Genomic DNA, 26,307 nt, shown 5'->3' on the forward strand with positions numbered 1-26,307 from the left:
ACCGAGTGGGTCCTCAGAGGTCGCCGGGTGTGCCGAGGCCCGTCAGGGCGCCGACCGGGTCCAGGTCGGGGGTGCCGCGGGGCCACCAGTCGTCGCGGCCGGGCTCGGACTCGTAGGCGTACCACAGGCCGTCCCGGCCCAGGCGGAGCTGGACATGACCGCCGGGGTGGGTGAGCCGGTTGTGCCGGGGGCGGAAGGCGGGCAGGTCGGCGGCGAGGAGCAGCGGGCGGGCCCGGTCGAACCGTCCGGCGGGCGGGTCCCACGGTTCCTCGAGGACGGCGAGCCCTTCCGGGCCGCCCTGCCGCCAGGCGGCCACCGCGCGCGCCAGCTCCGCCGGGGTGCGTCCGGCCGCGGAGGCGAGCGAGGCGTAGAGGGAGCGGGTGGCGGCGGTCAGGCCGGAACCGGGGCGGGCCGCGGCGAGGCGCACCGCGTCCTGCCACAGCGTGAGCCCGCCGACCGGGTCGCGGCCAGTGGTGAGCAGGGCGTGCGCCCTGGCCGCGGCGTCGGTCGCCAGCTGGTCCAGCGCGAAGGGGTCGGGACCGCCCGGCGCCGCCGGGTACACCGGGGGCTGCCCGGGGTGCGGGGGCGGCGGCAACGGGGCGGGCAGGGGCGGGAGTCGGCGCGGGGCGAGGGCATCACCGGCGCGCACCGACGGCAGCGGCTCCGGCTCCCTTTCCTGCGCGGCGCGGGCCGCGCGGGTGGCACTCAGCCGGGACAGGGCGTCGAGCAGTTCACGCTCGCCCCGGCCGCGCAGGAGGAGCAGCACGAAGGGGTCGGCGTCCAGCAGGCGTGCGGTCCGGTAGCAGAGGGCGGCGGCGTGTTTGCAGGGGTGGCCGCGGTCGGGGCAGCTGCAGTGCGGTTCCAGGTCGCCGGGGCCCGGGAGCAGGGGGACCCCGCAGTCGGCCAGGGACTGGGGCATCTCCTTGTCCAGGAGCGCGGCGATGTGCCCCGGACGTTCGGCGGCGGCGTCCAGGAAACGGTCCCAGTCGGCGTCGTCCAGCGTCCGCAGCCGCACCTGGACCCGGTAGGGGCGCGGCCGGCTGCCCTGTACGTACGCCAGGACCTGCCCCGGCGTCACGGTGATGGCGTCCACATGGCCCTTCTCCGCGTAGCCGCGTCCCCGGGCCAGCCGCGCCGCGTCCAGCGCTCCCTCCTCCAGGGCGGTGACCCATGCGTTCCCCCACCAGGTCTCGGCGAAGCCGGAGCCGTCCGGGGCCCGGTCCGTGAACGCCGGGAAGGTGCGCCGGAGTTCGCCGTCCCGCCGGGGGGAGGCCATGGTGCGGGGGACTTGCGGTGAGGCGGGTGCGGCAGGGGCGACGGGGCGGCCCGGCGCCGGCTGCGGGACGGGGGTGGGAGTGGGGGTGGTTCCGGGGTGTTCCAAGGGCGCGTGCCCCTCGGGCGGATGTTCCTCGGAGCCGTGGCCGCCGGGTGGTGGGCGGTGGTCGCCGCCGGGCGACGGGGGCGCCGGACTCATCCGTTCCGGCGCCTTGCCGCTGCCCTTGCCGCCCGTGCCGCCGGGTTCCCGCGTCGGCTCGGTCGCGTCCGCGGGCATCCGAAGGGCTCCGGTGAGCAACTCCCGTACGTGACGGGCGCCCAGGTCCCTGCGGGGGCCCGCGATATCGCTCCGGGCAGGGGCGTCGCCCGCCGCGGGCCGAGTGGGTGCGCGCCCGGTCGTGGCTGCTGCCGTCGCCGGGGCCGTACGGTTCTGCTCCGTCCGGGCCTCACGGTGGGCCAGCGCGGCGCGCAGCGCCTCGCGCGCGGCGTCCGCGGGGCGCGGCCCGGTGCCCTGTTCCGGTGCGGCGGGGCCTTCGCCGGGCGGTGCGGGGATCGGCGCAGCGGCGGCCGGATCACCGGCGGGCTCAGGGGACCGACCCGTCGAGGCACCGTCGGTGGTGTCCTCCGCCGCCTCCGCCTGCGGCCCCTGGACCCCGCCGTCCGTGGGGCGGTCACCCCGGCGGGCCAGGACCGCGCCCCGCAGGGCGTCCCGCGCGGCGGCCGCAGGCCGGTTCGCCTCGCCGGCCGGCTGCTCCGTTTCGGGGTCGCGGCGCATGGGCCCGCGCGCTCCTTCGGGGGTCCCGGCGGGTGTCCGCCGCTGCCGGGCGGCGCGCAGGGCCCGGCGTGCCTCGTCGGCGGGTCGCTCGTCCATCAGCCCTCCCTCCGCAACGCCACCAGGTCGGACAGCTCGCGATCGGTCAGTTCCGTGAGGGCCGACTCGCCGGTGCCGAGGATCGCGTCGGCGAGGGCGCGCTTGGACGCGAGCATCTCGGCGATGCGGTCCTCGACGGTGCCCTCGGTGATCAGGCGGTGGACCTGGACGGGCTGGGTCTGGCCGATGCGGTAGGCGCGGTCGGTGGCCTGTTCCTCGACCGCCGGGTTCCACCAGCGGTCGAAGTGGACGACGTGGCCCGCGCGGGTGAGGTTCAGGCCGGTTCCCGCCGCCTTGAGGGAGAGTACGAGGACCGGCGTCGCGCCGCTCTGGAAGCGGTCCACCATGCGCTCGCGCTCCGGGACCGGGGTACCGCCGTGGAGGAGGTCGGCGGGGACCGCGCGGGCGGCGAGGTGGGCGGAGACCAGGCGGGCCATGCCCACGTACTGGGTGAAGACCAGCGCCGAGCCGTCCTCGGCGAGGAGGGTGTCCAACAGTTCGTCCAGCAGGGCGAGTTTGCCCGAGCGGGCGGCGAGGCGGTCGCCGGTGCCCCGCGCGTGCTCCTCCTTCAGGTACAGCGCCGGGTGGTCGCAGATCTGCTTGAGCGAGGTCAGCAGCTTCAGGACCAGCCCTCGGCGGGCCATGCCCTGCGCCGTCTCGATGGCGAGCATCGACTCGCGCACCACCGCCTCGTACAGCGCGGCCTGTTCGCGGGTGAGCGGGACCGGGTGGTCGGTCTCCGTCTTGGGCGGGAGCTCGGGGACGATGCCTGGGTCGGACTTCCTGCGGCGCAGCAGGAAGGGCCGCACCAGGCGGGCCAGCCGCTCCACCGCCTCGCCGTCCTCACCGTTCTCCACCGCGCGCGCGTGCCGGGCGCGGAAGGACTTCAGGGGGCCCAGGAGGCCGGGGGTGGTCCAGTCGAGCAGGGCCCACAGTTCGGAGAGGTTGTTCTCCACGGGTGTGCCGGTGAGCGCCACGCGCGCGGGGGACGGGATCGTGCGCAGGGCCTTCGCGGTCGCCGAGTACGGGTTCTTGACGTGCTGTGCCTCGTCCGCGACGACCATGCCCCACCGCTGTTCTGCCAGCAGCGCGGACGCCGACCGCATCGTGCCGTACGTGGTGAGGACGAAGCCGCCGTCGAGGCCGTCCAGGGCGCGCTCGGGGCCGTGGAAGCGGCGGACGGGGACGCCGGGGGCGAACCGGGTGATCTCCCGCTGCCAGTTGCCCAGGAGCGACGCCGGGCAGACCACGAGCGTCGGTTCGCCGCGCGACCGCTTCAGGTGCAGGGCGATGAGCGTGACCGTCTTGCCCAGGCCCATGTCGTCGGCGAGGCAGCCGCCCAGGCCGAGGGAGGTCATGAGGTCGAGCCAGGCCAGGCCGCGCAGCTGGTAGTCGCGGAGGGTGGCGTCAAGGCCCGGTGGCGGCTCGGCGGGGCACACCTTGGCCGTGAGCCGTTCCCGGAGTGTCGCGAGGGCACCGGCCGGTACCGCCTCGACCATCTCGCCGTCGACCTCGGCGGTGCCGGTGAGGGCGACGGAGAGCGCGTCGACCGGGTCGAGCAGGCCCAGGTCGCGTTTGCGGGCCCTGCGGACGAGGGCCGGGTCGACGAGCACCCAGCGGTCCCTCAGCCGTACGACCGGGCGGTGGGCCTCGGCGAGGGTGTCCATCTCGGCCTCGGTGAGCGGATCGCCGCCGAGCGCCAGCTGCCAGCGGAACCGCAGCAGTTCCTCGCTCTCGAAGAAGCCGGTGCCGTCGGTCGCGGAACCCGGCGCGGGCCGCACCACCGCGGCCGCGGTCAGGTCCTGCGCCAGGTCCCGGGGCCAGTGCACGGCGACGCCGGCCGCCGCGAGCCGGGTGGCGGCCACCCCGAGCAGCTCGCTCACCTCCTCCTCGGACAGGGCGAGGACGTCGGGCACCTCCTGCTCGGCGAGCCGGTCCAGTGGGGGCCACACGCGCGCCGCGCGCCGCACGGCCAGGGCGGCGTCCACCCGCGCGCGTGGCCCGAACGCCGTGTCCGCCTCGCCCGCCCACAGGGCCGCCGCGTCTGCCACGAGGGTGGGGTCCGCGAGGCTGTGCACCTGGACGACGGCCGCACCCGCCCTGCGCGCCGTCCCGTCGTCGTCCACGTCCCCGTCGAACAGGTCGTACGCCGACAGGTCCAGCCGCAGTGAGATCCGCACCCCGGCGTCCATGCCGGCGGCGACCTCGGCCGCCCAGTCGTGTGCGTGCGGCAGGTGCTGGGGCCGTCGGTCCGCGAAGGGCCTGCCCAGGGTGTGGGGCGCGGCCGGGGTGCGGGGCAGGGTGTCGGCGACGGCGTCGAGGAAGGTGCGCAGCAGCGCTTCCGGTTCGGGCAGCCGCAGCGGGCCGGGGCCGGGGAGCGGGGCCGCGTGGCCCTCGTACGGCAGGGCGGCGGCGACCGCGCGCAGGTGGGCGATGTCGTCCGGGTCCAGGGGGCCGGCGCGCCAGGCGTCGTGTCCGGTGGCGGTCAGGCCGGGCAGCAGCCGGCCGCGGGCGGTGAGCCGCAGCGCGTGCAGGGCGGCCGCGCCCCAGCAGGCCGCGGCGGGGTGGGCCGCCGGGTCGTGCCGGGCGCGCACGAGATGGGGCAGTGCCTCGTCGAGGGGCAGGGACAGCGCGGGGGCGGTCCTGCGGCGGGCGTCCGCTCCGTGCCGCCGTACGACCGTGAGCTCCGTGCGGGTGTGCGCCGGTGGGGGTGTCGCGTCGTCCGCGGCCCCCGGGGGCGCGGGCGGGCCGTCCCCGGGCCACACCTCGCCGTCCGGGTCCCAGAAGGCGATGCGTCCCTCGCGCGGGAGGGGGGCGGGCAGGAAGACGGCGGCGAGGCGCACGGAGACGGCGTCCGCCGCCGTGTCCGTCACCGCCGTGGCCGTGCCGCTCATACGTTCTGTCACCTCCCGCTCGCCGGTCCGGTCAGTCGTCTTCGACTCTACGGGCGGGGTCTGACAATCGGCTCCGGCGCCGGCCGGGGCGACCGTCCACTCCGGGTGCGGCCGCCCTGGGCACCGGCCGGTCAGGGGACGGTGCGGGAGACCACGTAGACCATCGGCAGCACCGGGTTGGACAGGTTGACGACCACGTCCTGGGTGGGGGCGGGGTTCTTCTGGTCGTGGGTGAGGCCCCACCACGGGCCGGCGCTCGTGAACCTCCAGCCGGTGATCTTCTTGTCCCGCTCGCCGACGGTGATCGCACCCTTCTTCAGGTCGCTGCGGTTGACGCCGATGGCCTGGAGGAAGGTCTCCAGGCCGGGTTCGGTGGTGCGGAACTGGACGTAGAGCCGGCTGGTCTTCCAGTTGTTCGTCTCGTAGAAGGCGACCCGGTCCGCCGGGTGCGGGATCGGCACCTGGTAGATGCGCTGCTGCACCTTGGCCGGGTAGCCGGCGGTGAGGCCGGTCGCCGAGTACTTGGCCTCCTTGTCCTTGCCGCTGTTGCGGCTCTGGGCGGCGGAGATCACCAGGTAGCCGGCCGGGACACCGATGAGCAGCACGATGATCAGCAGGGTCAGGGCCCTGCGGCGGTTTCTGTGGCGGCGGTCCTCGGCCGGGCGGGGCGGCGGCTCGTCGGGGGGCGCCGCCTGGCGTGGCAGCGACATGGTCACAGCGCCTCCCTGGCCGCGCGGCGGGCCTTCGCGTACCGCTCGTAGCGCTCGTACCGCTCGACCCGGCGCCGCTTGGCGCGGCGGAAGCGGCGTGCGACCAGCCGGGCCAGGTCGGCGGCGCCGACCATGCCGGCCTCGGGACCGAGCTGGGCGCGGGCGATCCGGGCCTCGGGTCGGTAGCCGCGGCCCGTGAGGTGCCGCCTGAAGGCGTCCCGCGCGGGGCCGATCAGCAGATCGTCGGCCGCGGAGACACCGCCGCCGATGACGAAGCAGGACGGGTCGAGGGCGGCGGCCAGGTTGGCGATGCCTACGCCGAGCCACTGGCCGATGTCCTGGAGCAGTTCGACGCACATGGCGTCGCCCTCGCGGGCCAGCTCGGTGATCAGCGGGCCGGTGATGTCGGAGACGTTGCCCTTGACGCGGTCGATGATCCCGTAGGCGACCGGGGAGTCGGCCGCGGCCAGCTCGCGTGCCTCCCGCACCAGGGCGTTGCCGGAGCTGTACTGCTCCCAGCAGCCCCGGTTGCCGCACGGGCAGCGGTGGCCGCCGGGCACGACCTGCATGTGCCCGAACTCGCCGGCGACGCCGAACTTGCCCCGCTTGACCTGCCCGTCCTCCAGGATCGCGCCGCCGATGCCGGTGCCCAGCGTGATCATGACGAGGTGGTCCTCGCCGCGGCCGGCGCCGAAGCGCCACTCGGCCCAGGCGGCGGCGTTGGCGTCGTTGTCGACCAGGACCGGGACGGACAGCCGCTCCGAGAGACGGTCGCGCAGTGGCTCGTTGCGCCAGGACAGGTGGGGTGCGAACAGTACGCGGTTGCGGTCGGCGTCCACCCAGCCGGCCGCGCCGATCCCGACCGCGTGCACGTCGTGCCGGTCGGACAGGTCCAGGACCAGCTCGACGATGGTGTCCTCGACGACCTTGGGGCTCTTGGACTTGTCGGGGGTCTCCGTGCGCAGCCGCTCCAGGATGTTGCCGTCGGCGTCGACGACGCCCGCCATCACCTTGGTGCCACCGATGTCGATGCCCACCGTCGGCACCCGTGGTGCGGTCAGGTGGGAGCGGCGCTCCCGGGTACCCACGGTGCGCAGCACCGGGGCCCGGCGGGAGCCGATGGGGGCGGTGAGGTCGCGGTAGGTGCTCATCGCGCTCGATTCTGCCTCACGGCCGCCAAGGGTGCCGTACGGGGCGCACAGGGGCCCTTACGGCGCGCTCTTCGCCGGCTCGTGCCGCAGATCGTCCAGTTCGCTGCCGCCCGCATCCGCCGGGTCAGCTCCTCCGGTGTGGTCTCGTCCCGGGTGTGACGGCCCACCACGGTGCCGCGTTTCAGGAGTACGAACCGGTCCCCCACCAGGTACGCGTGGTGCGGGTTGTGGGTGATGAGAACAACACCCAGGCCCTTGTCGCCTGCCGCCGCCACATACTTCAGCACCACGCCCGACTGATTCACGCCCAGCGCCGCCGTGGGCTCGTCGAGGACGAGCACCTTCGCTCCGAAGTACACGGCCCGAGCGATCGCCACGCGCTGCCGATCACCGCCCGAGAGGGTGCCGATGGGCTGGTCGACGTCCCTGAGGTCGATACCCGTGCGCAGCAGCTCGGCCCGTGTGGTCTCGCGCATGAGGCCGGCGTCCAGGCGCTGGAAGGGGCCGGCGCCCCTGCGGGGCTCGGCGGCGGGGAGCGGAGCCCGGTCACATTGTCCGGACATTGTGCCCGCCGGCGCGGGGCGGGAGCGTGGTCAGGAACGGACGAGCAGCTGGAACTCGAAGGAGTACCGCGACGGCCGGTAGGTATGGGTGCCGAACTCGACCGCGCGGCCGGTGTCGTCGTAGGTGACACGCTGCATGGTGAGCAGCGGCGCGCCCTCCTCCTCGCCGAGCCGCTCGGCCTCGGCCGGGGTGGCGGCGCGGGCGCCGATGGACTGGCGGGCGCTGTGCAGCGTGATCCCCGCGGCACGCATCAGCCGGTACAGGCCGGTGGCCTCGAGCTGCCCGGTGTCCAGATCGAGCAGGCCGGGCGGCAGGTGGTTGATCAGGTACGCCATCGGCTCGCCGTGCGCGAGCCGCAGCCGTTCGATGCGGTGCACATCGCCGCCCTCGGCCACCCCGAGAGCGGCGGCGACCTCGGCGGACGCGGGGACGACCGTGTTGACCAGGACCTTCGTCGCCGGTCGCTGCCCGGCCGACTCCAGGTCGTCATAGAGGCTGCTGAGCTCCAGCGGGCGCTTGACCTGGCTGTGCACGACCTGCGTGCCCACCCCGCGGCGGCGGACGAGGAGCCCCTTGTCGACCAGGGACTGGATGGCCTGGCGGACGGTTGGCCGGGACAGGCCCAGCCGCGCGGCGAGCTCGATCTCGTTGCCCAGCAGACTGCCGGGGGTGAGCGCGCCGCGCTCGATCGCCACCTCCAGCTGCTGCGACAACTGGAAGTACAAGGGCACCGGCGAGCTCCGGTCGACACTGAGCTCGAGCGAGCGGGTCGGGTCCACTTCTGGTTTCGGCACGGCCCGAGCGTAGCCCCGTGGCCGGTTGACGGGAAGTCGTGTAGTCCGATTGTCCGGACATACGCATTGACAGCGTCCGGGGTCCGCCCTCACTTTGTTCTCATGCGCATCGGGGTCATCGGTACAGGCCGCATCGGTACCGTTCATTCGAACACACTCAGCCGCCATCGCGAGGTCGGCTCCCTGATCCTCACCGACGTCGATCCGGCGCGAGCCCAGCAACTCGCCCACCGGCTGGGCGAGACGGCGGCCCCCGGGGTGGACGAGATCTTCAAGTGGGGCGTGGACGCCGTGGTGATCACCACGGCGACGTCGGCCCACGCCGAACTGATCGGTCGGGCAGCACGCTCGGGGCTCCCGGTGTTCTGCGAGAAGCCGATCGCGCTGGACCTGCCGGGCACCCTGCACGCACTCGCCGAGGTGGAGGCGGCCGGCACGGTCCTGCAGATGGGCTTCCAGCGCCGCTTCGACGCCGGCTACACCGGCGCCCGGGACGCGGTGCGCTCCGGCCGGCTCGGCCGGCTGCACACGGTCCGCGCGCTGACCTCCGACCAGGCGCCACCGCCGGCCGCCTGGCTTCCGGTGTCCGGCGGGCTGTTCCGGGACACGCTGATCCACGACTTCGACATTCTGCGCTGGGTGACGGGACACGAGGTCGTCGACGTGTACGCGGCCGGGTCCGACGCCGGCCCCGCCATGTTCCGCGAGGCGGGCGACGTGGACACGGGCACGGCGCTGCTCACCCTCGACGACGGCACCCTCGCCACGGTGACGGCGACCCGGCTGAACGGCGCGGGCTACGACGTGCGCATGGAACTGGCCGGCGAGCGGGACCAGATCGTGGTCGGCCTCGACGACCGCACCCCGATCGCGTCCACCGAGCCGACCGGCCCGCCGGCCGCGGACAAGCCGTGGACCGGTTTCCTGGAACGCTTCGGCCCCGCCTACGAGGCCGAGCTGTGCGCCTTCGTCGAGGTCGTGCTGGGCGAGCGGCCCAACCCCTGCGACGGGCGCGAGGCGCTTCAGGCGCTGCGCGTGGCCGAGGCCTGCGAGCTCTCCCGGCGCGAGCACCGGCCGGTGGGCCTGGCGGAGATCCCGGGCGGCGACCGGGCGGTCCTCCCGTAGACAGGCGGTGAACGGCGCCCGGCTGCCCCGCCGGCGCCCCACCCCCGCCGGCGCCCCACCCGCGCCGGCTGCCCCGCCGGCGCCGACTGCCCTACCAGCGCACCGGCAGGCTGCGCATCCCCCGGATGAGCATGCCCGGCAGCCACTCCCCGGGCGGACCGTCGAGGGCGAGGCCGGGGGCGCGCTCCAGCAGGCTCCGGATCGCGGTGCGGGCCTCCAGGCGGGCGAGCGGCGCGCCCAGGCAGAAGTGGATGCCGTGGCCGAAGGCGAGGTGGCCGCGGGCGTCGCGGAGGATGTCGAAGCGGTCCGGGGCGGCGTAGCGGTCACCGTCCCGGTCGGCCGCGCAGAGGCCGATCATCACCGCCTCGCCCTGTGCGATGGCGGTGCCGGCGATCTCCAGGGGCTCGGCCGCGTAGCGGAATGTGGCGTTCTCCACCGGGCCCTCGTAGCGCAGTGTCTCCTCGACGGCGCCGTCGAGGAGGTCGAAGTCGGCCCGCAGCGCGGCGAGTTGGCCGGGGTGCGTGAGCAGGGCGTGCACTGCGTTGGTGATGAGGTTGACCGTCGTCTCGTGGCCCGCGATGAGCAACAGGAAGGCCATACCCCGCAGTTCCCCGCCACAGAGCCGGTCGCCGTCCTCGGCGGTGGTGCGGATCAGCACGCTGAGCAGGTCGTCGGCCGGTCCGGCGGACCGCTTGCCCTCGATCAGCTCGGTGAGGTAGGCGCCGAGCCGGTCCACGGCGCGTTCGTAGGACTCCCCGCCCGTGGGGGCGACCACCTCGTTGGACATCTCCCGGAACGCGACCCGGTCGATCTCGGGCACGCCGAGCAGCTCGCAGATGACCGTGATCGGCAGCGGATACGCGAACGCCTCCACCAGGTCGGCGCGCCCGCACGGCAGCATCGCGTCCAGCAGCTCGTCGGTGATCTCCTGGATGCGCGACCGCAGGGCCTCGACGCGCCGCGCGGTGAACGCGCGGGTGACCAGCGAACGCAGCCGGGTGTGCTGCGGCGGGTCGGTGACCAGCAGGTGCTTGCCGATCACCCGCTCCTCCAGGAACGTCTCGCCGACCCTGCCGAAGTCCTTGGCCAGCCGTGGGTCGGCCAGAGCGGCGCGCGCCTCCTCGTACCCCACGACGAGCCAGGTGTCGTAGGCCTCGGGCGAGGGCAGACGGACCCGGTGCACCGGGCCGAGTGCGCGCAGTTCGGCGTAGACGGGGTGCGGGTCCGCCCGGAACTCCTCCCCGTACTCCCCGAGGTCGATCACGTCCGCCATCACCTCTCCCCTCTGGAGCGCGCGCGGCTCCCCGTGCCCGGACAACGCACGGCGGGCTGCCGGAGTGCCCCTACGGCGTGTCCTTTTCGAGAAGCCCCGCGTCATGGGCGAGGAGCGCGATCTGCACACGGTTGTTGAGTGCCAGCCTGGCGAGGGTGCGGGAGACACGCGGCCGGCACCGTCCCCGGCGACCGGCGCGCCGAGACGGTGGACCAGCGCCTCGACCTCGGCTCCGTCGGCCGCCTCATCGACGATCTCGATGTCGTCCGCGCCGCCCATCATGAGGGACAGACCTGCTCTCACCAGCGGGTCGTCGTCGACGAGGAGCAGTCGAATCGGGGTCATGAGCCCCATCCAACCGAACCGCCCGCGCACCGGGCACACCGGCTCGCCGTCGTACCTTCCGCGCGGGACCCGTCATGCCTCCCGCGCGGGACCGTCGTACCTCCCGCGCGGGACCGTCGTACCTCCTGCGCGGGACCGTCGTACGCCCCGGTGCGGGCCGCGCCTGCGGGCGGGAGCGCACTCGCGCAGGTCCGGTGGGAAAATGGACGTTGATGCGTGCCGCGTACATCGAACGGCTTGGTCCGCCCGACGTGATCCGCTGGGGTGAGCTGCCCGATCCCGAGCCGGGCCCCGGCGAGGTGCTGGTGGACGTGCTGGCGACCGCGGTCGACCCGGTGGACGCCTTCGTCCGTTCCGGCGTCTTCCGTACGCCGCTGTCCTTTCCCTTCGTGATCGGGCGGGACCTCGTGGGCACGGTGGCGTCCGCGGCGTCCGGCTTCGCCGTGGGCGAGACGGTGTGGTGCAACAGCCTCGGCCACGGCGGGCGGCAGGGAGCGGCCGCGGAACGGGCCGCCGTGCCCGCCGGCCGCCTCTACCGGCTGCCGCCCGGCGTGCGGCCCGAGGAGGCGGTGGCCGTGTTCCATCCCGCCGCCACCGCCCATCTGGCCCTGTTCACGCACGGCGGGCTGCGCCCGGGCGGCACGGTCCTGGTCGGCGGCGCGGCCGGCAACGTCGGCGGCGCGCTGGTGGAACTCGCGGCCCGGGCGGGCGCACGCGTCCTGGCCACGGCCGCGCCGCGCGACCACGCCCACGTAAGGTCCCTGGGCGCGGCCGAGGTCGTGGACTACCGGGCCGCCGGACTCGCGGAGCGGCTGGCGTCACTGGCTCCCGGCGGTGTAGACGTCCACATCGACACCTCGGGCAGCAACGACCTCAGGACCGCGGTCGCGCTCCTCGCCCAGCGGGGCCGTGTCGTCCTGATGTCCGGTGCCCGGGACGAGCCCACCCTGCCGGTCGGCCCGCTGTACATGAAGGACGGTTCCGTAAGGGGGTTCGCCATCTCGCACGCGACGACCGCCGAACTGGCCGGGGCGGCGGCAGCGGTCAACGAACTGCTGGCGGCCGGCGGACTGCGCCCCCGCGCGGTGGAGTACCACCCCCTGGGTGCCGCGGCGGCGGCGCACCGCCGCATGGAAGCGGGCGAACTGCGCGGCCGCCGCGTGGTGCTGCGCCCGTGACCGGCGGCGTGCCGGTCACGGGGCGGGAGGCACTGGTGTCCGGGGCCGCCTGGGGACGGTGACCGGCCGGCGGCGGCACCGACACGAGACCGGGAGATGCCAGGACCGCGAGACCGCGAGACGGCGAGACCGGGAGACGCCAAGACCACGAGACGGCGAGACGGCGAGACCGGGAGACGCCAAGACCGCAAGACGGCGAGACGGCGAGACGCCATGACCTCGAGACGGCGAGACCGCGCGGCCGAGGGGCCCCGCCCCGCCCTCCGCCTCCACGGCGGTCGCGCCCGTGCCCCTAACCCCACGGCAGCCGCCCCCGCACCTCGAACCCGCCGCCCGGTGTGGGCCCGTGGCGCAGGGTGCCACCGGCCGGGGTGGCCCGTTCGGTCAGCCCGATCAGGCCCTGGCCGGAGCCGGGGACGTGCGGGACCTCGCCCTCGGGTGCGGGGTTGCGCACACGGACGACGAGGCCCTGGCCCGGGGCGCCGGTGACGGTCACGGTGACCTCCGTGCCCGGAGCGTGCTTGCGGGCGTTGGTCAGGCCCTCCTGGGCGATGCGGTAGGCGGTCCGGCCGACGGAGGCGGGCACGGCGGCCGGGTCGTCGACGTGGTGTGCCAGGACCACCTTCATGCCGGCCTCCCGGGACTCGGCGACCAGGGCCTCCAGCGCGGCGAGGTTCGGCTGGGGGCGCCCCGCGTCGTCGGGGTCTCCCGCCCGCAGCACGCCGATGATCTCCCGCAGGTCCTGCAGGGCCTCGTGCGCGCTCTCCCGGATGACTCCGGCCGCCCGCGCGACCTCGTCCCGGGGTGCGTCCGGCCGGAACTCCAGCGCGCCCGCGTGCACGCTCAGCAGCGTCAGCCGGTGCGCGAGCACGTCGTGCATCTCCCGGGCGATCGCCTCGCGGGCCAGCCGCTGCGCCTGCTCGGCCCGCAGCCGCGCCTCCGTCTCGGCGCGCCGGGCCCGGTCCCGCAGGCTCAGCATCAGCTGCCGCTTGGACCGTACGAACATGCCCCAGCCGACGACCGAGAGGGTGAGCACGGCGGAGAAGGCGACGACTCCCGGAAGCGGCAGGTCCGGGTCCGGGCGCAGCCAGTAGAAGACCGGGACCAGTGCGAGCGTGCTGCCGCCGGCCCAGACCACGTAGCGGAAGGGGCGGTGCACCGCGAGTGTGAAGAGGGCGACCATGCCGGCGCCGCCCGAGGTGTTCGAGACGAAGCCGACGGGGATCATCGCAACGGCCAGCGCCAGGGGGTGGCGCCGGCGCAGCCAGACCGCACCGCAGGCGAGCACGCCGAGCGCCTGGTCGACGACGGCCAGGACGTGCGGCGTGTGCGGATCGTGGCGCACGGAGTCCGCGGCGGCGAACGCGATGGCGACCGCCAGCAGGAAGCACGAGAAGTCGACGAGCCAGTCGCGCGCGGTGCGCCGTGGCCGTGCCGACGGCCCGGCGTCGGGGTCGAGTTCGTCCGCCACGGCGGACGGCAGCCACCACCGCCGCCCCGTGAACACCGGCGGTTCCCGCGTCGTCCCGTCATCCCTCACAGTCGGCAAATGTACGCAGCGGCAGCGCACTTGACCGCTTCGCGCGGCGGATCGGCTACCGAAGTCGCGGCGGCGCCGACTTTCGGCGCGCCGGCCGGACGCGAGGGCGGGCCAACGGCGACGGGGGCTCGCCCCGCGGACGTGACTGAAGGCCGCGGTGCCCGGCAGATTCAGCCGTGCGTGCGGACCGTGGCTCTCGGCGAGTCCGGCCCGTGCGAAGACCGGCAGGACGACACCGAGGCACTTGATCCAGAAGATCCTCTGCCATGAGGCGGATTCCGTGATGAAGCCGCCGACGACGGGGCCGGAGACCATGGCCAGGCCCGCGATCGCGCCCCGGGCGCCCAGCGCGGCGCCGCGCTCTTGCGGAGGGAAGGCCGCGGCCTCGCCGCGCCGCCGGCCCGCACCGTCCGGGGCGGCACCCGCGTACCGGATGGCGCCCCGGGCCGGCGGACGCTGCCTGTGCGGGGTCGTCGTGAACCCGTCGGCACGGTGGCGGGCTCACACCGCCCTCACGCGCCCCGGCCGGCGGCCGGGGGTCAGCAGCCGAAGTCGATCAGGTCGAACGTGGCGTAGTGGCCCGAGGTGTAGTAGTCCTCCTGGTTCTGCTCGCCGGTGACGACGCGCCGGGCGCCACGGGTGGGGGAGCCGGGCGTGATGACCGTGTACTCGTGGTAGTAGCCGGCCGACTGTTTGGGCAGTACGCCTTCGCGGTTCCGGAAGACACTGCCGTCCTGCGAGTACGGGTAGGGGCCGCCCCGGTCGATGAGGCCGAGGGTGTCGTGCGCCTGGGAGGGCAGTTCGCCGTAGCAGATGCTGCCGACCGGGGCGGCGGCCGCGCCGGCCTGGGCGGCGGTGACGGTGCCGCCCACGAGCAGGGCGGACAGGAGGGCGCCCGCGGCGCCCATGCGGGAGATGCGTGGGGGGAATCTCATGCAGTCATGATGACGCGCGTAGATAATGGCATGTCAATGACAATCTCGAAGAGTTTCCCGTGACGTCCGCCGAGTTTTCCGGACGTTAACCTGCCGCCCGGCATCCCCACACCGTCCCCACAAGCACCGGCGCGCTGCGCCCAGCAGCCCGAGGCCGCGCAGCCGCTCCCCGCCACCGCGGCCCACAGGGGCTCGGTGCCGAGCAGCAGGCCGACCGGGACGGGGAGGTACGACGTACGGCTCACCTCTGCACGAAGAACGCGAACAGCGTGCACCCGGCTGGTGCTGCGCCGGAAAGGTTTGCCGGAAGGCTCGCGGCGTCCGGTGCGGTGCATCGCAGGCGGAGCGTCGCCCGCGTACTGGACGTACTCGGGTGCTGCGACACCGCGGCGAGGTGCCCTGCCGGGCGCGGCGAGCCGGTGAACCTTTCCGGTCGCAGCACCAGCTAGGCGCTTTCGGTGTCGCTGGGCAGCTCGTACGAACCGTAGCGGGGGCGGCCCGCGAGGTCGTAGGACTGGATGGACACACCGGCCGCGGTGACGCGCCCGCCGGTGTGCGTGAAGGCGGTCGGGACGGCGCCCTCCTCGAACAGGCGGCGCCCGGAGCCGAGCACGACCGGGAAGGTCAGCAGGTGGACGGTGTCGAGGAGGTCCTGCGCGAACAGGGAGCGGGCGAGGGCGCCACTGCCGTGCACCTGGAGCTCGCCCTCGGTGCGTTCCTTGAGGGCCGTGACCTCCTTGGCGAGATCCCCGCCGATCACGGTGGTGCCCTGCCAGGCGGGGTCGGTCAGGGTGGCGGAGGCGACGTACTTCGGCAGTCCGTTCAGCCGGGAGGCGATCGGGTCGGCGGGGTCGGTCATCTTCGGCCAGTAGGTGGCGAAGATGTCGTAGGTGCGGCGGCCGAGCAGGAAGGCTCCGGCGCGTTCGAAGACCTCGGTGATGAACCGGCCGAAGTCGTCGTCGCCGTACGGAACGCTCCAGCCGCCCTGCTCGAAGCCGCCGCTGGGGTCCTCCCGGGGGCCGCCGGGTGCCTGGTGGACGCCGTCGAGGGTGACGAAGGTGGTGAGGACGAGCTTGCCCATGGCGGGTGCCTTCTTTCCGGGGCGGGATCTGTTGTCATCAGCTCGGACCCCGCGGGCCCCCGCAACTCATCGGCCGCCCGGCGACCTCATCCGGCGTGGGTCGAGAACAGGCCTCCGGCCGGCCCCTGCTTGTCGCCGCCCTGGGCCTTCTTCAGGGCGTTGGCGAGGCTCTCGATGGTGAGGGACTGCAGGATGACCCGCCCGTTGCCCTCCAGGGTCGCCAGGGACAGGCCCTCGCCGCCGAAGACGGCGTTCATGATCCCCTGGCGGTTGAGCCCGCCGACGCGCTGGACGCCGTACTCGATGCCCTCCTCGAAGGCGACGACACAGCCGGTGTCGACCTCGATGCGGCCGCCGAAGTCCGCCGGGTTGAGGTCGATGAAGTTGCCGGCGCCCGCAATGATCACCGTGCCGTACCCGGTGAACTTCTCCAGGACGAATCCCTCGCCGCCGCTCATGCCGGTGCGGCCGCCGGCGAAGGCGATGCCGAAACCCACGGTGGACTCGGCGGCCACGAAGGCGTCCTTCTCCGCGAACCACGCGCGCGTGCCGTCCAGTTCCAGCGCGCGCATCTCACCGGGCAGCACGCCCGCGAAGCCCACGGTGCCCTCGCCGCCCTGGGACGTGAAGTACTGGAACGCCAGCGACTCCCCCGCCAGGGCGCGTTGGCCGACCTGCATGGCCGTGCCCATGGCCTGGCGCAGCAGGCCGCCCATGCCGCCGCCCCCGCCGCCCCCGCCGCCCTGGGCCTGTTGCCCGCCGTTGCCGGACGGCCCGGACAGGCGCGTCTCCATGGTCACGTTCGCCGTCTTGAACAGGAACTTCCCGGCCTCGCAGTAGACGGTCTGGCCGGGTTGCAGGTTGACGACCGCCATCTGCATGGCGTTGCCGACGATTTCTTGCCGAAGGGTCACGACGACACAACGCGGGAGGTGGACCGAAGAGTTCCGGGGCCTGCCGCCCGGCCGTGCGAAATCCCCGTCCGTTCGCTCCTTGGGTCCGGGCGGCGCGGAGGGGTGACCCGGTGCGCCGGACGGCTCAGCCGCCCAGTTCCTGGTGCCGGGCCTCGAGGCCGGAGGCGCCCTCCTGCGTCAGTGAGCCGAACAGGCGCAGACGCGAGATGCCTCCGTCCGGGAAGATGTCCACGCGCGCGTGCGTGCCGACGGCGGGCGCGGGCAGCACGAAGCGGTGGTCGGTGTCGGGCTGCAGGCGGGTGCGCGGCAGGATCTCGGTCCACTCTCCCTCCGCGCCGTCCCTGACGGAGACCGACGCCCAGCCGGCGCTGTTGCCCTTGAGGCAGGCCGTGTCGATCTCGACGGCGCGGATCCGGGACTGCGCGACCAGCCGGTAGCGGATCCAGTCGTTGCCCCGGTCGCGGCGGCGACGGGTCTCCCAGCCGTCGTCCATCTTGCGGGAGCGGCCCGGCTGGATGGTGTTGGTGGCGGGCGAGTAGAAGAGGTCGGAGGCGTCCTCCACCCGGCCGCCGTTCTCCAGGGCGACCACGTCGAAGGTGCCGAGCACGGCCAGCCACTCGGGGTCGGGCACGACCTCGCCGTACACGCGCAGCCGCGCGATGCCCCCGTCGGGGTGCTGGTTGACGCGCAGGTGCGTGAAGCGCTGCTCGACGTCCACCTCGAATCCGTTGGCCGCGTGGCCGCCGACCGGGGTGCGCGGGAGGAGCGCCGTCCACTTGACGTCGTCGGCGAGGAGTTGCGCCGGGGACGGGGAGCCCGGGACGCAGGTGCCCTCGACGGACACCGCCTGCGGGTAGTTTCCGCGGAAGTGCGCGGTGTCCACGAGGACGCCGCGGACGACGCCGGGCGCGCCGAGCCGGATCAGCGCCCAGTCGTGGTCGTCCTCGGTGGGCCAGGGGTGGCCGGCCGAGGCGCCGCGACGGCGCCGGGTCTCCCAGCCGTCCATGACCTTGCCCTTGTGCCCGAAGTGCTCGGGGTCGAACTCGGCCCGCTCGGGCACCAGCAGGTTCTCGCGCTCGGCGAAGAACTCGTCGTTGGCGGCGATGACACCGGCGCCGAGCCGGCGGTCGGCGAGGTTGGCGGCCTGGGTGAAGGGGAAGACGGCGGTGCGGTAGTCCGCGTACGGGTCACCGCCTCCGTAGGGGTTCGCGTCGCCGGTGAAGGGGGGAATCGCCGTCACGGTGATCAGGTCTTCCTTTCGGTGGTCGGCGGATACGCGTGGAGGGTGGGTTCAGTGGGGCCGGGGCAGCAGCCGGCCCTTCGGTTCGGTGAACTCGCCGCCCGCGAAGATGCGTTCGCCGCGCAGCCAGGTGGACTTCACCACGCCGTGCAGGGTCCGGCCCGCGTAGGCGGTGACGTGGTTGCGGTGCTGCAGGGCGGCCGGGTCGACGGTGAAGGTCTCCTCGGGCGCGAGCACGGCGAAGTCGGCGTCGCGGCCGGGCTCGATGGCGCCCTTGCGCGCGTCGAGTCCGGCCAGGCGCGCCGTCCGCGCCGACATCCAGCGGACCACGTCCTGCAGGCCGTGGCCTCGCCTGCGGGCCTCGGTCCACACGGCCGGAAGGCTCAGCTGGAGTCCGGAGATGCCGCCCCAGGCGGTGGCGAAGTCGGCGGTCTTGAGGTCGGCGGTGGAGGGCGAGTGGTCGGTGACCACGCAGTCGATGGTGCCGTCGGCCAGGGCCTGCCACAGCAGGTCCTGGTTGGCGGCCTCGCGGATCGGCGGGCAGCACTTGAACTCGCTGGCGCCGTCCGGGACTTCCTCGGCGGTCAGGGTGAGGTAGTGCGGGCACGTCTCGACGGTGATCCGTACGCCCTGCGCGCGGGCTTCGGCGATCAGCGGCAGGGCGTCGCCGGAGGACAGGTGGAGCACGTGCACGCGCGCGTCGAGGCGCCGCGCCTGCGCGATCAGGTCGGCGATGGCGGTGTCCTCGGCGTCGCGCGGGCGGGAGGCGAGGAAGTCGGCGTACCTGGGGCCGCCGTGCTGCGGGGCGGCGGCGAGGTGGTGCGGGTCCTCGGCGTGCACGATCAGCAGGCCGCCGAAGCCGGCGATCTCGGCGAGCGACCGGGCGAGCCGGTCCTGGGTCAGGTGCGGGAACTCGTCCACGCCCGAGGGCGACAGGAACGCCTTGAAGCCGAAGACACCGGCGTCGTGCAGCGGGCGCAGGTCCTTGACGTTGCCGGGCAGGGCGCCGCCCCAGAAGCCGACGTCGATGTGCGCCTTGTCGCGGGCCACGTCCTGCTTGACGCGCAGGTGCTCGACCGTCGTGGTGGGCGGGAGGGAGTTGAGCGGCATGTCGACCAGGGTGGTGATGCCGCCGGCCGCCGCCGCGCGCGTGGCGGTCCAGAAGCCCTCCCACTCGGTGCGGCCGGGGTCGTTGACGTGCACGTGGGTGTCGACCAGGCCGGGCAGCAGGACGTCGTCACCGAGGTCCTCCAGGCGGGCGCCGGCGGGGATCTCGGCGTCGTGGGGCAGTACGGCGCTGATCGCGCCGTGGGCGACCACGACCGACGCGGCGCGCATCCCCCCGGGCGTGATCACGCGCGTCGAGCGCAGCACCAGTTCAGCGTCGGACACCCGGGCCCCTCTCCAGCTTCCTCCGGATTCAACATTCTGTTGAAGAAGTTTTCACTCCCGCTCCCGCCCCGTCAAGGGGCACACTGCCGTACGGCGGCCCGATGCGCGCGCTCTGGACGTTTCCGCAAAGCGGAATTATAATTCCAACAGACAGAACGTAGTTCCGCACAGGCAGGCAGTCAACGTCCCCCGGGTAGGCTTTGGCCCTTCCTGCAAGCCCCGAAAGGAACGCGCCGTGCCGACGTCCAGCGCCAGCACCACCGACTCCGCCAGGTCCGCCGGCGGTGGGGTCCAGTCCCTCGAGCGCGCCTTCGATCTGCTCGAGCGGATGGCGGACGCGGGCGGCGAGGTGGGCCTGAGCGAGCTCTCCGCGACCAGCGGACTGCCGCTGCCGACCATCCACCGCCTGATGCGCACACTCGTGGCCTGCGGATACGTCCGTCAGCAGCCCAACCGCCGCTATGCGCTCGGTCCCCGGCTGATCCGCCTCGGTGAGTCCGCCTCCCGGCTGCTGGGGACCTGGGCCCGCCCCTACCTCGCCCGTCTGGTCGAGGAGACCGGCGAGACTGCGAACATGGCGCTGCTCGACGGCGACGAGATCGTGTACGTGGCGCAGGTGCCCTCCAAGCACTCCATGCGGATGTTCACCGAGGTCGGCCGCCGCGTCCTGCCGCACTCCACGGGTGTGGGCAAGGCGCTGCTCGCCCACACCCCCGACGACGAGGTGCGTGCCCTCCTCGCCCGGACCGGCATGCCCGCCACCACGGACAAGACGATCACCACTCCGGAGGGCTTCCTGGCGGCCCTTCAGGACGTGCGCCGGCTCGGTTACGCCATGGACGACAACGAGCAGGAGATAGGGGTCCGCTGCCTCGCGGTCACCGTGCCCGAGTCCCCCACCGCCGCCGCGATCTCCATCTCCGGCCCGGCGGGCCGGGTCACGGAGGCCGCCAAGGAACGGATCGTGCCGGTCCTGCAGCAGGTGGCGGCGGAACTCTCCCAGGCCCTGACCAGCGCAGGTCCGGCGGCCTGAGCCGGCCGTCGCCGGCCGTCCCGACCGGTCCGTACCGTCAGCGGGCCGTCTCCCACCGGTCCCTGGCCTCAGCCGATCGGCCCCCGCCGGTCCCTGGCCTCAACCGCCCGCACCCCACCGATCCCTGGCCTCAACCGCCCGTACCCCACCGGTCAGTGCCGTCAGTCGCCCGTCCCTCATCTCGTGTACCGCGTCCGCCTCGTGCAGGTGGGTGCGGTCGTGGGTGACCAGGACGGTGGCCGTGCCGCGGTCGCGGGTGAGGCGGGCCAGGAGGTCCAGGACGGCCGCACCCCGTTCGTGGTCCAGGGCGCTGGTGGGTTCGTCGACCAGGAGTACGGACGGCTCGTTCATCAGCGCACGGGCGATGTTCACCCGCTGCCTCTGACCGCCGGAGAGCTGGTGCGGGCGCCGGTGCGCCCGGTCGGCGAGGCCGACCGCGGCCAGCACTTCCCGTACCCGGCCCGCCGCCGCCCGGCGTCCGTCCAGGCGGGCCATCACCTCCAGCTGCTCCGCCGCCGTCAGCGACGGCAGCAGGTTCGGCTGCTGGAACACGATGCCGATGCCGCGCCGCCGCAGCACGGCCCGCTCGGCGGCGCTCAGCCCCCCGGTCTCGGTGCCGTCCACGTACACCCGTCCGCTGTCCGGCGTGATCAGTGTCGCGGCCACCGCGAGAAGGCTGGACTTGCCCGAGCCGGACGGCCCGACCACCGCCGTGACCGTGCCCGCGGGCACCTCCAGCCGCACCCGGTCCAGGGCGGTCAGCCTGCCGTCGCCGTCCGGGTAGGTCAGGGTGATGTCGTCGAGGGTCAGGCTCATCGCACGCCTCCCAGCGCGGTCAGCGGGTCGACCGCGGTGATCCGTCGCACGGACAGTCCGGCACCGAGCACACCGAGGGCGATCGTCACCCCGGCGGGCAGCAGGACGGTCGGCGGATCGAGGACGAAGGGCACCGCGCCGCCCCGCACCAGGGCGCCGGCCAGGCCCGCCAGCCCGGTGCCGAGGAGCGTCCCGGCGGCGAGCATCACCACGGCCTGCCCCAGCGCGTCGCGCAGCAGATACCGGGTGGAGGCCCCGAGGGCCTTCAGGACGGCGATGTCGGGAGACCGCTGGATCGTCCACACCGTGAAGAACGCGCCGATGACCAGCGCGGAGATGGCGAAGAGGAAACCGCGCATCAGCTGCAGCGAGCCGTTCTCCGCCCGGTAGGAACCGATCGCGGTCAGCGCGTCGCCCTTGGCGAGGGTCCGCGTGCCGGCGGCCCGGTCCCCGGCGGTGAGGTCGGCGCCGCGGGTGCGCAGCGCGATCACGGTCGCCCGGCCGCCGTCCCACGCCGTCCACACCACGGGCGTATGGCTGTAGGAGGCCCCGCCCGCGACGGCCGCCACGGTCCACGAGGCGGAGCCGAGCCGCACCCGGTCCCCGGCCGTGACGCCGAGCCCGGACGCCGCCCTGGCGGAGAGCACGGCCCGGCCGGGTGCGACGCCGCCGGGTGCGATGCCGGAGCCGGGCCGTACGGCGAACACCGACACCGCCGCCGTGCGCTTGCCGGCGGCCGCGTCCAGCGTGCGGATCGCCACCGGCTCCGCGTACGGGACCCGCCGCGCCCACCGCTCCACGGCGGCGGCCGGCAGCGAGGAGTCGGTGAACGACACCGGCCGGCCGCCGGGTGGCGCGGCGAAGGCCAGGTGGTCGGCGGGCAGGCCCTTGACCGCCGAGGTGTTCTCCTCGGCCAGCCCGGCGGTCAGCCCGGACAGCAGCCCCACGAGCAGGGTGATCAGTACGACCACGGTCCCCATGAGGGCGAACCGCCCCTTGGCGAACCTGAGGTCTCTCCATGCGACGAACATGGCTCAACCCTGCCTGCGGCGGCCCCCGCCGGGCATCGCGCCGCGGCACGCTTCGCACGGATCGAAGGAGGCAGCCGCCTTTCCAACTTTCGGTTGACCGGCACCGGACCCGGCCCGCTTACCCTGGAGCGGTCATGGACGTCCGCCCGCACTCCCCCGTCGTCGTCACCCTGCGCCTGTGCCTGTATGCGCTGTTCGCGGGCCTGCTCGCGCTCGCCGCGGCGCGGGCGGACGGTCCCGCCACGGTGGCCGCGGCGCTCGGCACGGGCGCGGTGTTCGCCTGGGGCGCGCTCAGCCCGGCCGTGCACCGCTCCCGGCGCGGGGCCGCGGTGTGGCTGACGGCGCTCAGCGGGTCCTGGCTGGTGCTGCTCGCGCTTTCCCCTGACGCCCTGTGGGCCGCTTTCCCGCTGTACTTCCTGCAACTGCACCTGCTGCCGGTGCGCTGGGGCCTGCCCGCCGTCGCCGCCACCGCGGCGGCCGCCATCGCCGGTTTCATCGGCCACGGGGAACGGGTCACCCCGGGGGCGTTCATCGGTCCGCTGCTCGGCGCGGCGGTCGCCGTCGCCACGGTCCTCGGCTACGAGGCGCTGTACCGCGAGAGCGAGCGGCGCCGCGAGCTGATCGAGGAACTGGTGGCCACCCGTGCCGAGCTGGCCGGCGCCGAGCGCACGGCGGGCACGCTCGCCGAGCGGGAGCGGCTGGCCCGGGAGATCCACGACACGCTCGCCCAGGGCCTGTCGAGCATCCAGCTGCTGCTGCGCGCGGCCCAGCGCGCGCTGCCGGACGGCTCCCCGGCCGCCGCGCACATCGAGCAGGCCCGCGCCACCGCCCAGGACAACCTGGCCGAGGCCCGCCGCTTCGTGCACGCCCTCACCCCGCCGGACCTGGAGCGCGGCTCGTTGGCCGGCGCCCTGGAACGGCTCTGTGCGGGCGCGGCGGCCCCGCCCGTGGTCCGCTTCACGGTGAGCGGCACCCCGGCCGAGCTGCCGACCCCCTACGAGGTGGCGCTGCTCAGGATCGCCCAGTCCGCGCTCGGCAACACGCTGCGGCACGCCCACGCCGGCCGTGCGGAGATCACCCTGAGCTTCATGGACACGGCGGTGGCGCTCGACGTGGTCGACGACGGGATCGGCTTCGTGCCCGGCGCCGTACCGGCCACCGTGGGTCCCGGGAGTGCGGTGGACGGCGGTTTCGGGCTGCCCGCGATGCGCTCGCGCGCCGAGGCGCTGGGCGGGACCTTCGCGGTGGAGTCGGCGCCGGGCCAGGGCACGGCGGTGGCGGTCACCCTGCCCTACCCGGACGCCGGGGGCGGCACATGACGATCCGGCTGCTGCTGGCGGACGACCACCCCGTGGTCCGCGCGGGCCTGAAGGCCGTGCTGTCCGCCGAGCCCGACTTCGAGATCGCCGGGGAGGCACCGACGGCCGAGCGCGCGGTGGAGCTGGCCGCCGCGGGCGGGGTCGACGTGGTGCTGATGGACCTGCAGTTCGGTCCGGGCGGCGCGCACGGCGCGGAGGCGACGGCGGCGATCACCGCCCGGCCGGGTGCTCCACGCGTGCTGGTGCTGACCACGTACGACACCGACGCGGACATCCTCGCCGCGGTGGAGGCGGGCGCGGCGGGCTACCTCCTGAAGGACGCCCCGCCCCAGGAACTGGCCGCCGCGGTCCGCACCGCCGCCTCCGGCCGCTCGGCCCTCGCCCCCGCGGTCGCCCACCGTCTGATGGACCGGATGCGCACACCCGCGGCCGCGCTCAGCCGCCGTGAACTGGAGGTACTGGAACTGGTCCAGGACGGCCTGTCCAACCTGGAGATCAGCAAGCGCCTGTTCCTCAGTCAGGCCACGGTGAAGTCCCATCTCGTGCACATCTACGCCAAGTTGGGCGTGGAGTCGCGCACGGCGGCGGTGGCGGCGGCCACCGAGCAGGGGCTCGTACGCCGTCGCAGGCCGTGATCCACAACGCCCCTACCGACACCGGCGAACGCCCCGACACCGGCGAAGCCCGCGCCGACACCGGCGAACGCCCGCTACGGCCCGCTGTCAGTGGCCGGACGGCTCCCCGAACAGGTCCACCGCGGCCCGGACCTTCGACAGGCCGCGTGCCAAGGCGCTGACCGAGCCTATCGATCCGGCGATCAGCAGCAGGGAACGGCGCAGCCGCGGGATCTCGGGGCTGCCGTGGGTGGCCATCGCGGCGAGCGCGGCGAGTTCGTCCTCGGCTATCGCCCGGTCGGGGAACTCCACGGGGTGAGTGGCGAGTTCGCGGCGCAACCGGGAGACGGCGGCGCGCAGTTCCGCCACCCTCGGGTCCTCGCCGCTGCCGGTCACTGGCCTCTGCTCCAAGCTCCGCAACACAGCCCTCCCCCTCGCACTTCCTCGTGCGCAGACTCCGTGTCTCGCCGGACATCCCCGTGGAGCGGGTAGGGCACGGGGATGCGGGCCAGTAAACGCCAACGAGCCCGGGCTGCGCCACCGTACGGACCGAAATTCAGTCCTCTTCGAACCAGTGGGGACCGCCGGTGCCTTCGCTTCCCGCCCGGCGGACGGCTAAGGTCGCCGCCATGCCCCATTCCGCTGTGATCTTCGACTTCTACGGGACCTTGACGCCCAGTATCCCCGCTCCCGTCTGGGTCGAGCAGGCCGGGCGCAGCGCGCAACCCCTGGGCATTCCCGCCGCGATGTGGTGCAAGGCGTGGGACGAGTCGTTCCCCGAGCGCATCGTGGGAGCCCTGGGCGGGGTGGAGGACACGGTGCGCACTCTCGCCCGCCGCTGCGGCGTCGATCCCGCCCCAGCCGCTCTGGCCGCCGCGTGCGCGGCCCGGCGCAGTGCGCAGAGGGAGCTGTTCGTCCTGAGAGCGGAAACGCTGCCGGCCCTGGAAGCGGTGCGGGGCCTGGGGCGCAGGGTCGGCGTCCTCAGTGACTGCAGCGCCGAGTTGGCCGAGTACTGGGGTGCCCTGCCGCTGGCCCCGGCCGTGGATGATGCCGTGTTCTCGTGCGAGGCGGGGCTCCGGAAGCCCGATCCGGAGCTGTTCCACCTCGTCGCCCGGAACCTCGGGGTGGACCCCGGAAGCTGCCTGTACATAGGTGACGGCGGGAGCAGGGAGCTCAGCGGTGCCCTCGCGAGCGGCATGACGGCGGTGATGCTGCGTGCCCCCGACTGGGCCGAGAACGACGTGGTGATGCGCGAGGACGACTGGGCCGGACCGTCCATCGACTCGCTGTCTGTGGTTCCGTCACTTCTCGGCGACGAGGGCACTGCCGTGCGGAGCACGCAGCCGGCTCCCGCCGGTGCGCGCGTGGTTGGCCCTTAGAGGCTTCCCGAGTGCGCCACGGACGGCAACGGAGCCGCCGGCCGTCCGCGGCACTCGGCCGAACCCACCTGCTACCAGCGGCCGGTGTTCCTGGCGGTCAGCACGATCTCGGACGGGACGACCGTGGGCGAGCACGAACTGGCGTACACGATGGCATCGGCGACGTCGCCGTAGGTCATCGCGTTTCCGGCGGCGACACTGCTGCTTCCCGCCTCGCCGACGGAATCGGGATAGACGGCGGTGATGCGCAGTTCGCTGCCGCGGAACTCCCGTGTAAGTCCCTCGTGCAGTCCGTCCTGAGCACGTTTGGCGAGGGTGTTGAGGGCCGTGTCCGGGAAGCCCGGCTTGGCGGAAGCGGCGGCCACATGGATGAACTGGCCGGGTTCCGAACCGATCAGCGTCCTGGCGGAACGGGCGATCAGAACGCTGCCCAGCACGATGGCGTCGATGTGCTGACGGATGACGGAGACGTCCAGCTCACCGAGCGAACCGGCCGTCCAGATGCCGGCGCAGTGGACGACCAGGCTGACATCGCCCCGCTCCGTCCGGAGTGCCTCGACCCCGGCGCCGACGCCGTCCGGGTCGGCTACGTCCACCGCGCGCCAGGCGGCGGCCTCGCCACCGTCCACCACCGCGCGGACCCGGTCCTCCGACCGCCCCCACACCGTGACGTGCACGCCCTGGGCGGTCAGGCGTTTGGCCACCTCACGCCCGGTTCCACTGCCCCCACCAGTCACCAGGGCGTTTAAGTGTCTCACAGTAGGTCCTCTCCTGACGCGGCTCGCGCTTGACACGTCCGCCAGGCAGTACGGCCGGCGCAGGGCACGGCCTCG

Annotated in this window: 22 protein-coding genes and 3 pseudogenes; 6 read left to right on the plus strand and 19 right to left on the minus strand. The window is 74.1% G+C overall.

The genetic code is table 11. The features are described from left to right. Positions 1-13: 13 nt before the first annotated feature. The 6 genes and pseudogenes from ACH4UM_RS29670 to ACH4UM_RS29695 all read right to left on the minus strand — a co-directional run bounded on the left by ACH4UM_RS29670 (position 14) and on the right by ACH4UM_RS29695 (position 8,244). Positions 14-2,146, minus strand: coding sequence for an SWIM zinc finger family protein (locus tag ACH4UM_RS29670; protein ID WP_398185783.1), 2,133 nt, complete (start codon positions 2,144-2,146; stop codon positions 14-16). Beyond that, positions 2,146-5,040 (minus strand): SNF2-related protein, encoded by a 2,895-nt coding sequence (locus tag ACH4UM_RS29675; protein WP_398185786.1) that lies wholly within the window; start codon positions 5,038-5,040, stop codon positions 2,146-2,148. The genes ACH4UM_RS29670 and ACH4UM_RS29675 overlap by 1 nt, the downstream gene beginning before the upstream one ends. A 131-nt stretch (positions 5,041-5,171) precedes the next feature. Then, complete coding sequence (locus ACH4UM_RS29680; protein ID WP_398185789.1) at positions 5,172-5,756, minus strand: sugar kinase; 585 nt, start codon at positions 5,754-5,756, stop codon at positions 5,172-5,174. Continuing rightward, positions 5,753-6,901, minus strand: a complete 1,149-nt coding sequence (locus ACH4UM_RS29685; protein WP_398185792.1) for an ROK family glucokinase — start codon at positions 6,899-6,901, stop codon at positions 5,753-5,755. The genes ACH4UM_RS29680 and ACH4UM_RS29685 overlap by 4 nt, the downstream gene beginning before the upstream one ends. A 57-nt stretch (positions 6,902-6,958) precedes the next feature. Further along, a pseudogene (locus tag ACH4UM_RS29690) lies at positions 6,959-7,428 on the minus strand (ATP-binding cassette domain-containing protein); the annotation flags it as partial. 66 nt (positions 7,429-7,494) lie between these two features. After that, positions 7,495-8,244, minus strand: a complete 750-nt coding sequence (locus tag ACH4UM_RS29695) for a GntR family transcriptional regulator (protein WP_398186059.1) — start codon at positions 8,242-8,244, stop codon at positions 7,495-7,497. 117 nt (positions 8,245-8,361) lie between these two features. Here ACH4UM_RS29695 and ACH4UM_RS29700 point away from each other — a divergent pair, with 117 nt between their 5' ends. Continuing rightward, a complete protein-coding gene (locus tag ACH4UM_RS29700) occupies positions 8,362-9,384 on the plus strand; it encodes a Gfo/Idh/MocA family oxidoreductase (RefSeq protein WP_398185795.1) in 1,023 nt (340 codons plus the stop codon). A gap of 91 nt (positions 9,385-9,475) precedes the next feature. Here ACH4UM_RS29700 and ACH4UM_RS29705 read toward each other — a convergent pair whose 3' ends face one another. After that, positions 9,476-10,657, minus strand: coding sequence for a cytochrome P450 (locus ACH4UM_RS29705; RefSeq protein WP_398186062.1), 1,182 nt, complete (start codon positions 10,655-10,657; stop codon positions 9,476-9,478). Between the two features lie 204 nt (positions 10,658-10,861). Beyond that, positions 10,862-11,002 (minus strand): annotated as a pseudogene (locus tag ACH4UM_RS29710) (DNA-binding response regulator); the annotation flags it as partial. A gap of 212 nt (positions 11,003-11,214) precedes the next feature. Here ACH4UM_RS29710 and ACH4UM_RS29715 point away from each other — a divergent pair. Next, positions 11,215-12,180 carry an NADPH:quinone reductase gene (locus tag ACH4UM_RS29715; protein WP_398185798.1) on the plus strand — a complete coding sequence of 322 codons (966 nt, stop codon included), beginning with the start codon at positions 11,215-11,217 and terminating at the stop codon, positions 12,178-12,180. A gap of 292 nt (positions 12,181-12,472) precedes the next feature. Here ACH4UM_RS29715 and ACH4UM_RS29720 read toward each other — a convergent pair whose 3' ends face one another. The 7 genes and pseudogenes from ACH4UM_RS29720 to allB all read right to left on the minus strand — a co-directional run bounded on the left by ACH4UM_RS29720 (position 12,473) and on the right by allB (position 19,282). Next, the gene (locus ACH4UM_RS29720; RefSeq protein ID WP_398185801.1) at positions 12,473-13,729 is read right to left on the minus strand and encodes a sensor histidine kinase; all 1,257 of its coding nucleotides are present in this window, start codon (positions 13,727-13,729) and stop codon (positions 12,473-12,475) included. 234 nt (positions 13,730-13,963) lie between these two features. Beyond that, positions 13,964-14,155: pseudogene (locus tag ACH4UM_RS29725) on the minus strand (MFS transporter); the annotation flags it as partial. Positions 14,156-14,259: 104 nt separating this feature from the next. After that, the gene (locus ACH4UM_RS29730) at positions 14,260-14,655 is read right to left on the minus strand and encodes a ribonuclease domain-containing protein (RefSeq protein ID WP_398185804.1); all 396 of its coding nucleotides are present in this window, start codon (positions 14,653-14,655) and stop codon (positions 14,260-14,262) included. A 445-nt stretch (positions 14,656-15,100) separates the two neighbouring features. After that, complete coding sequence (locus tag ACH4UM_RS29735) at positions 15,101-15,736, minus strand: dihydrofolate reductase family protein (protein WP_398185807.1); 636 nt, start codon at positions 15,734-15,736, stop codon at positions 15,101-15,103. Positions 15,737-15,822: 86 nt separating this feature from the next. Continuing rightward, on the minus strand, positions 15,823-16,650 hold the full coding sequence (locus ACH4UM_RS29740) for an AIM24 family protein (RefSeq protein ID WP_398185810.1): 828 nt from the start codon (positions 16,648-16,650) through the stop codon (positions 15,823-15,825). 124 nt (positions 16,651-16,774) lie between these two features. Beyond that, on the minus strand, positions 16,775-17,890 hold the full coding sequence (gene alc / locus ACH4UM_RS29745) for an allantoicase (RefSeq protein WP_398185812.1): 1,116 nt from the start codon (positions 17,888-17,890) through the stop codon (positions 16,775-16,777). A 51-nt stretch (positions 17,891-17,941) separates the two neighbouring features. Then, positions 17,942-19,282 (minus strand): allantoinase AllB, encoded by a 1,341-nt coding sequence (allB, locus tag ACH4UM_RS29750; protein WP_398185815.1) that lies wholly within the window; start codon positions 19,280-19,282, stop codon positions 17,942-17,944. A gap of 235 nt (positions 19,283-19,517) precedes the next feature. On the opposite strand from allB, the gene ACH4UM_RS29755 reads away from it, so the two are divergent. Next, the gene (locus ACH4UM_RS29755; RefSeq protein WP_398185818.1) at positions 19,518-20,315 is read left to right on the plus strand and encodes an IclR family transcriptional regulator; all 798 of its coding nucleotides are present in this window, start codon (positions 19,518-19,520) and stop codon (positions 20,313-20,315) included. A 99-nt stretch (positions 20,316-20,414) separates the two neighbouring features. Here the strand turns inward: ACH4UM_RS29755 and ACH4UM_RS29760 are convergent, their stop codons facing one another. Both ACH4UM_RS29760 and ACH4UM_RS29765 read right to left on the minus strand, forming a co-directional pair. Then, entirely contained in the window at positions 20,415-21,131 is a 717-nt protein-coding gene (locus ACH4UM_RS29760; RefSeq protein WP_398185821.1) for an ABC transporter ATP-binding protein, read from the minus strand. Next, positions 21,128-22,162: an ABC transporter permease gene (locus ACH4UM_RS29765; protein ID WP_398185824.1), complete on the minus strand. Its 1,035-nt coding sequence runs from the start codon at positions 22,160-22,162 to the stop codon at positions 21,128-21,130. Before ACH4UM_RS29765 ends, ACH4UM_RS29760 begins: the two co-directional genes overlap by 4 nt. Positions 22,163-22,296: 134 nt before the next feature. Here ACH4UM_RS29765 and ACH4UM_RS29770 point away from each other — a divergent pair, with 134 nt between their 5' ends. After that, positions 22,297-23,481, plus strand: a complete 1,185-nt coding sequence (locus tag ACH4UM_RS29770; RefSeq protein WP_398185827.1) for a sensor histidine kinase — start codon at positions 22,297-22,299, stop codon at positions 23,479-23,481. Then, the gene (locus ACH4UM_RS29775) at positions 23,478-24,116 is read left to right on the plus strand and encodes a response regulator (protein ID WP_398185830.1); all 639 of its coding nucleotides are present in this window, start codon (positions 23,478-23,480) and stop codon (positions 24,114-24,116) included. The genes ACH4UM_RS29770 and ACH4UM_RS29775 overlap by 4 nt, the downstream gene beginning before the upstream one ends. Before the next feature lie 87 nt (positions 24,117-24,203). Here ACH4UM_RS29775 and ACH4UM_RS29780 read toward each other — a convergent pair whose 3' ends face one another. After that, entirely contained in the window at positions 24,204-24,518 is a 315-nt protein-coding gene (locus ACH4UM_RS29780) for a DUF5955 family protein (protein WP_398185833.1), read from the minus strand. A 206-nt stretch (positions 24,519-24,724) separates the two neighbouring features. On the opposite strand from ACH4UM_RS29780, the gene ACH4UM_RS29785 reads away from it, so the two are divergent. Further along, positions 24,725-25,474, plus strand: a complete 750-nt coding sequence (locus ACH4UM_RS29785) for an HAD family hydrolase (RefSeq protein ID WP_398185836.1) — start codon at positions 24,725-24,727, stop codon at positions 25,472-25,474. Positions 25,475-25,545: 71 nt separating this feature from the next. Here the strand turns inward: ACH4UM_RS29785 and ACH4UM_RS29790 are convergent, their stop codons facing one another. Continuing rightward, positions 25,546-26,268 carry an SDR family oxidoreductase gene (locus tag ACH4UM_RS29790; protein ID WP_398185839.1) on the minus strand — a complete coding sequence of 241 codons (723 nt, stop codon included), beginning with the start codon at positions 26,266-26,268 and terminating at the stop codon, positions 25,546-25,548. Between the last annotated feature and the right edge of the window lie 39 nt (positions 26,269-26,307).

This window comes from Streptomyces sp. NPDC020801 (assembly GCF_044334385.1).
In the GTDB taxonomy this organism is placed as follows: Bacteria; Actinomycetota; Actinomycetes; order Streptomycetales; family Streptomycetaceae; genus Streptomyces.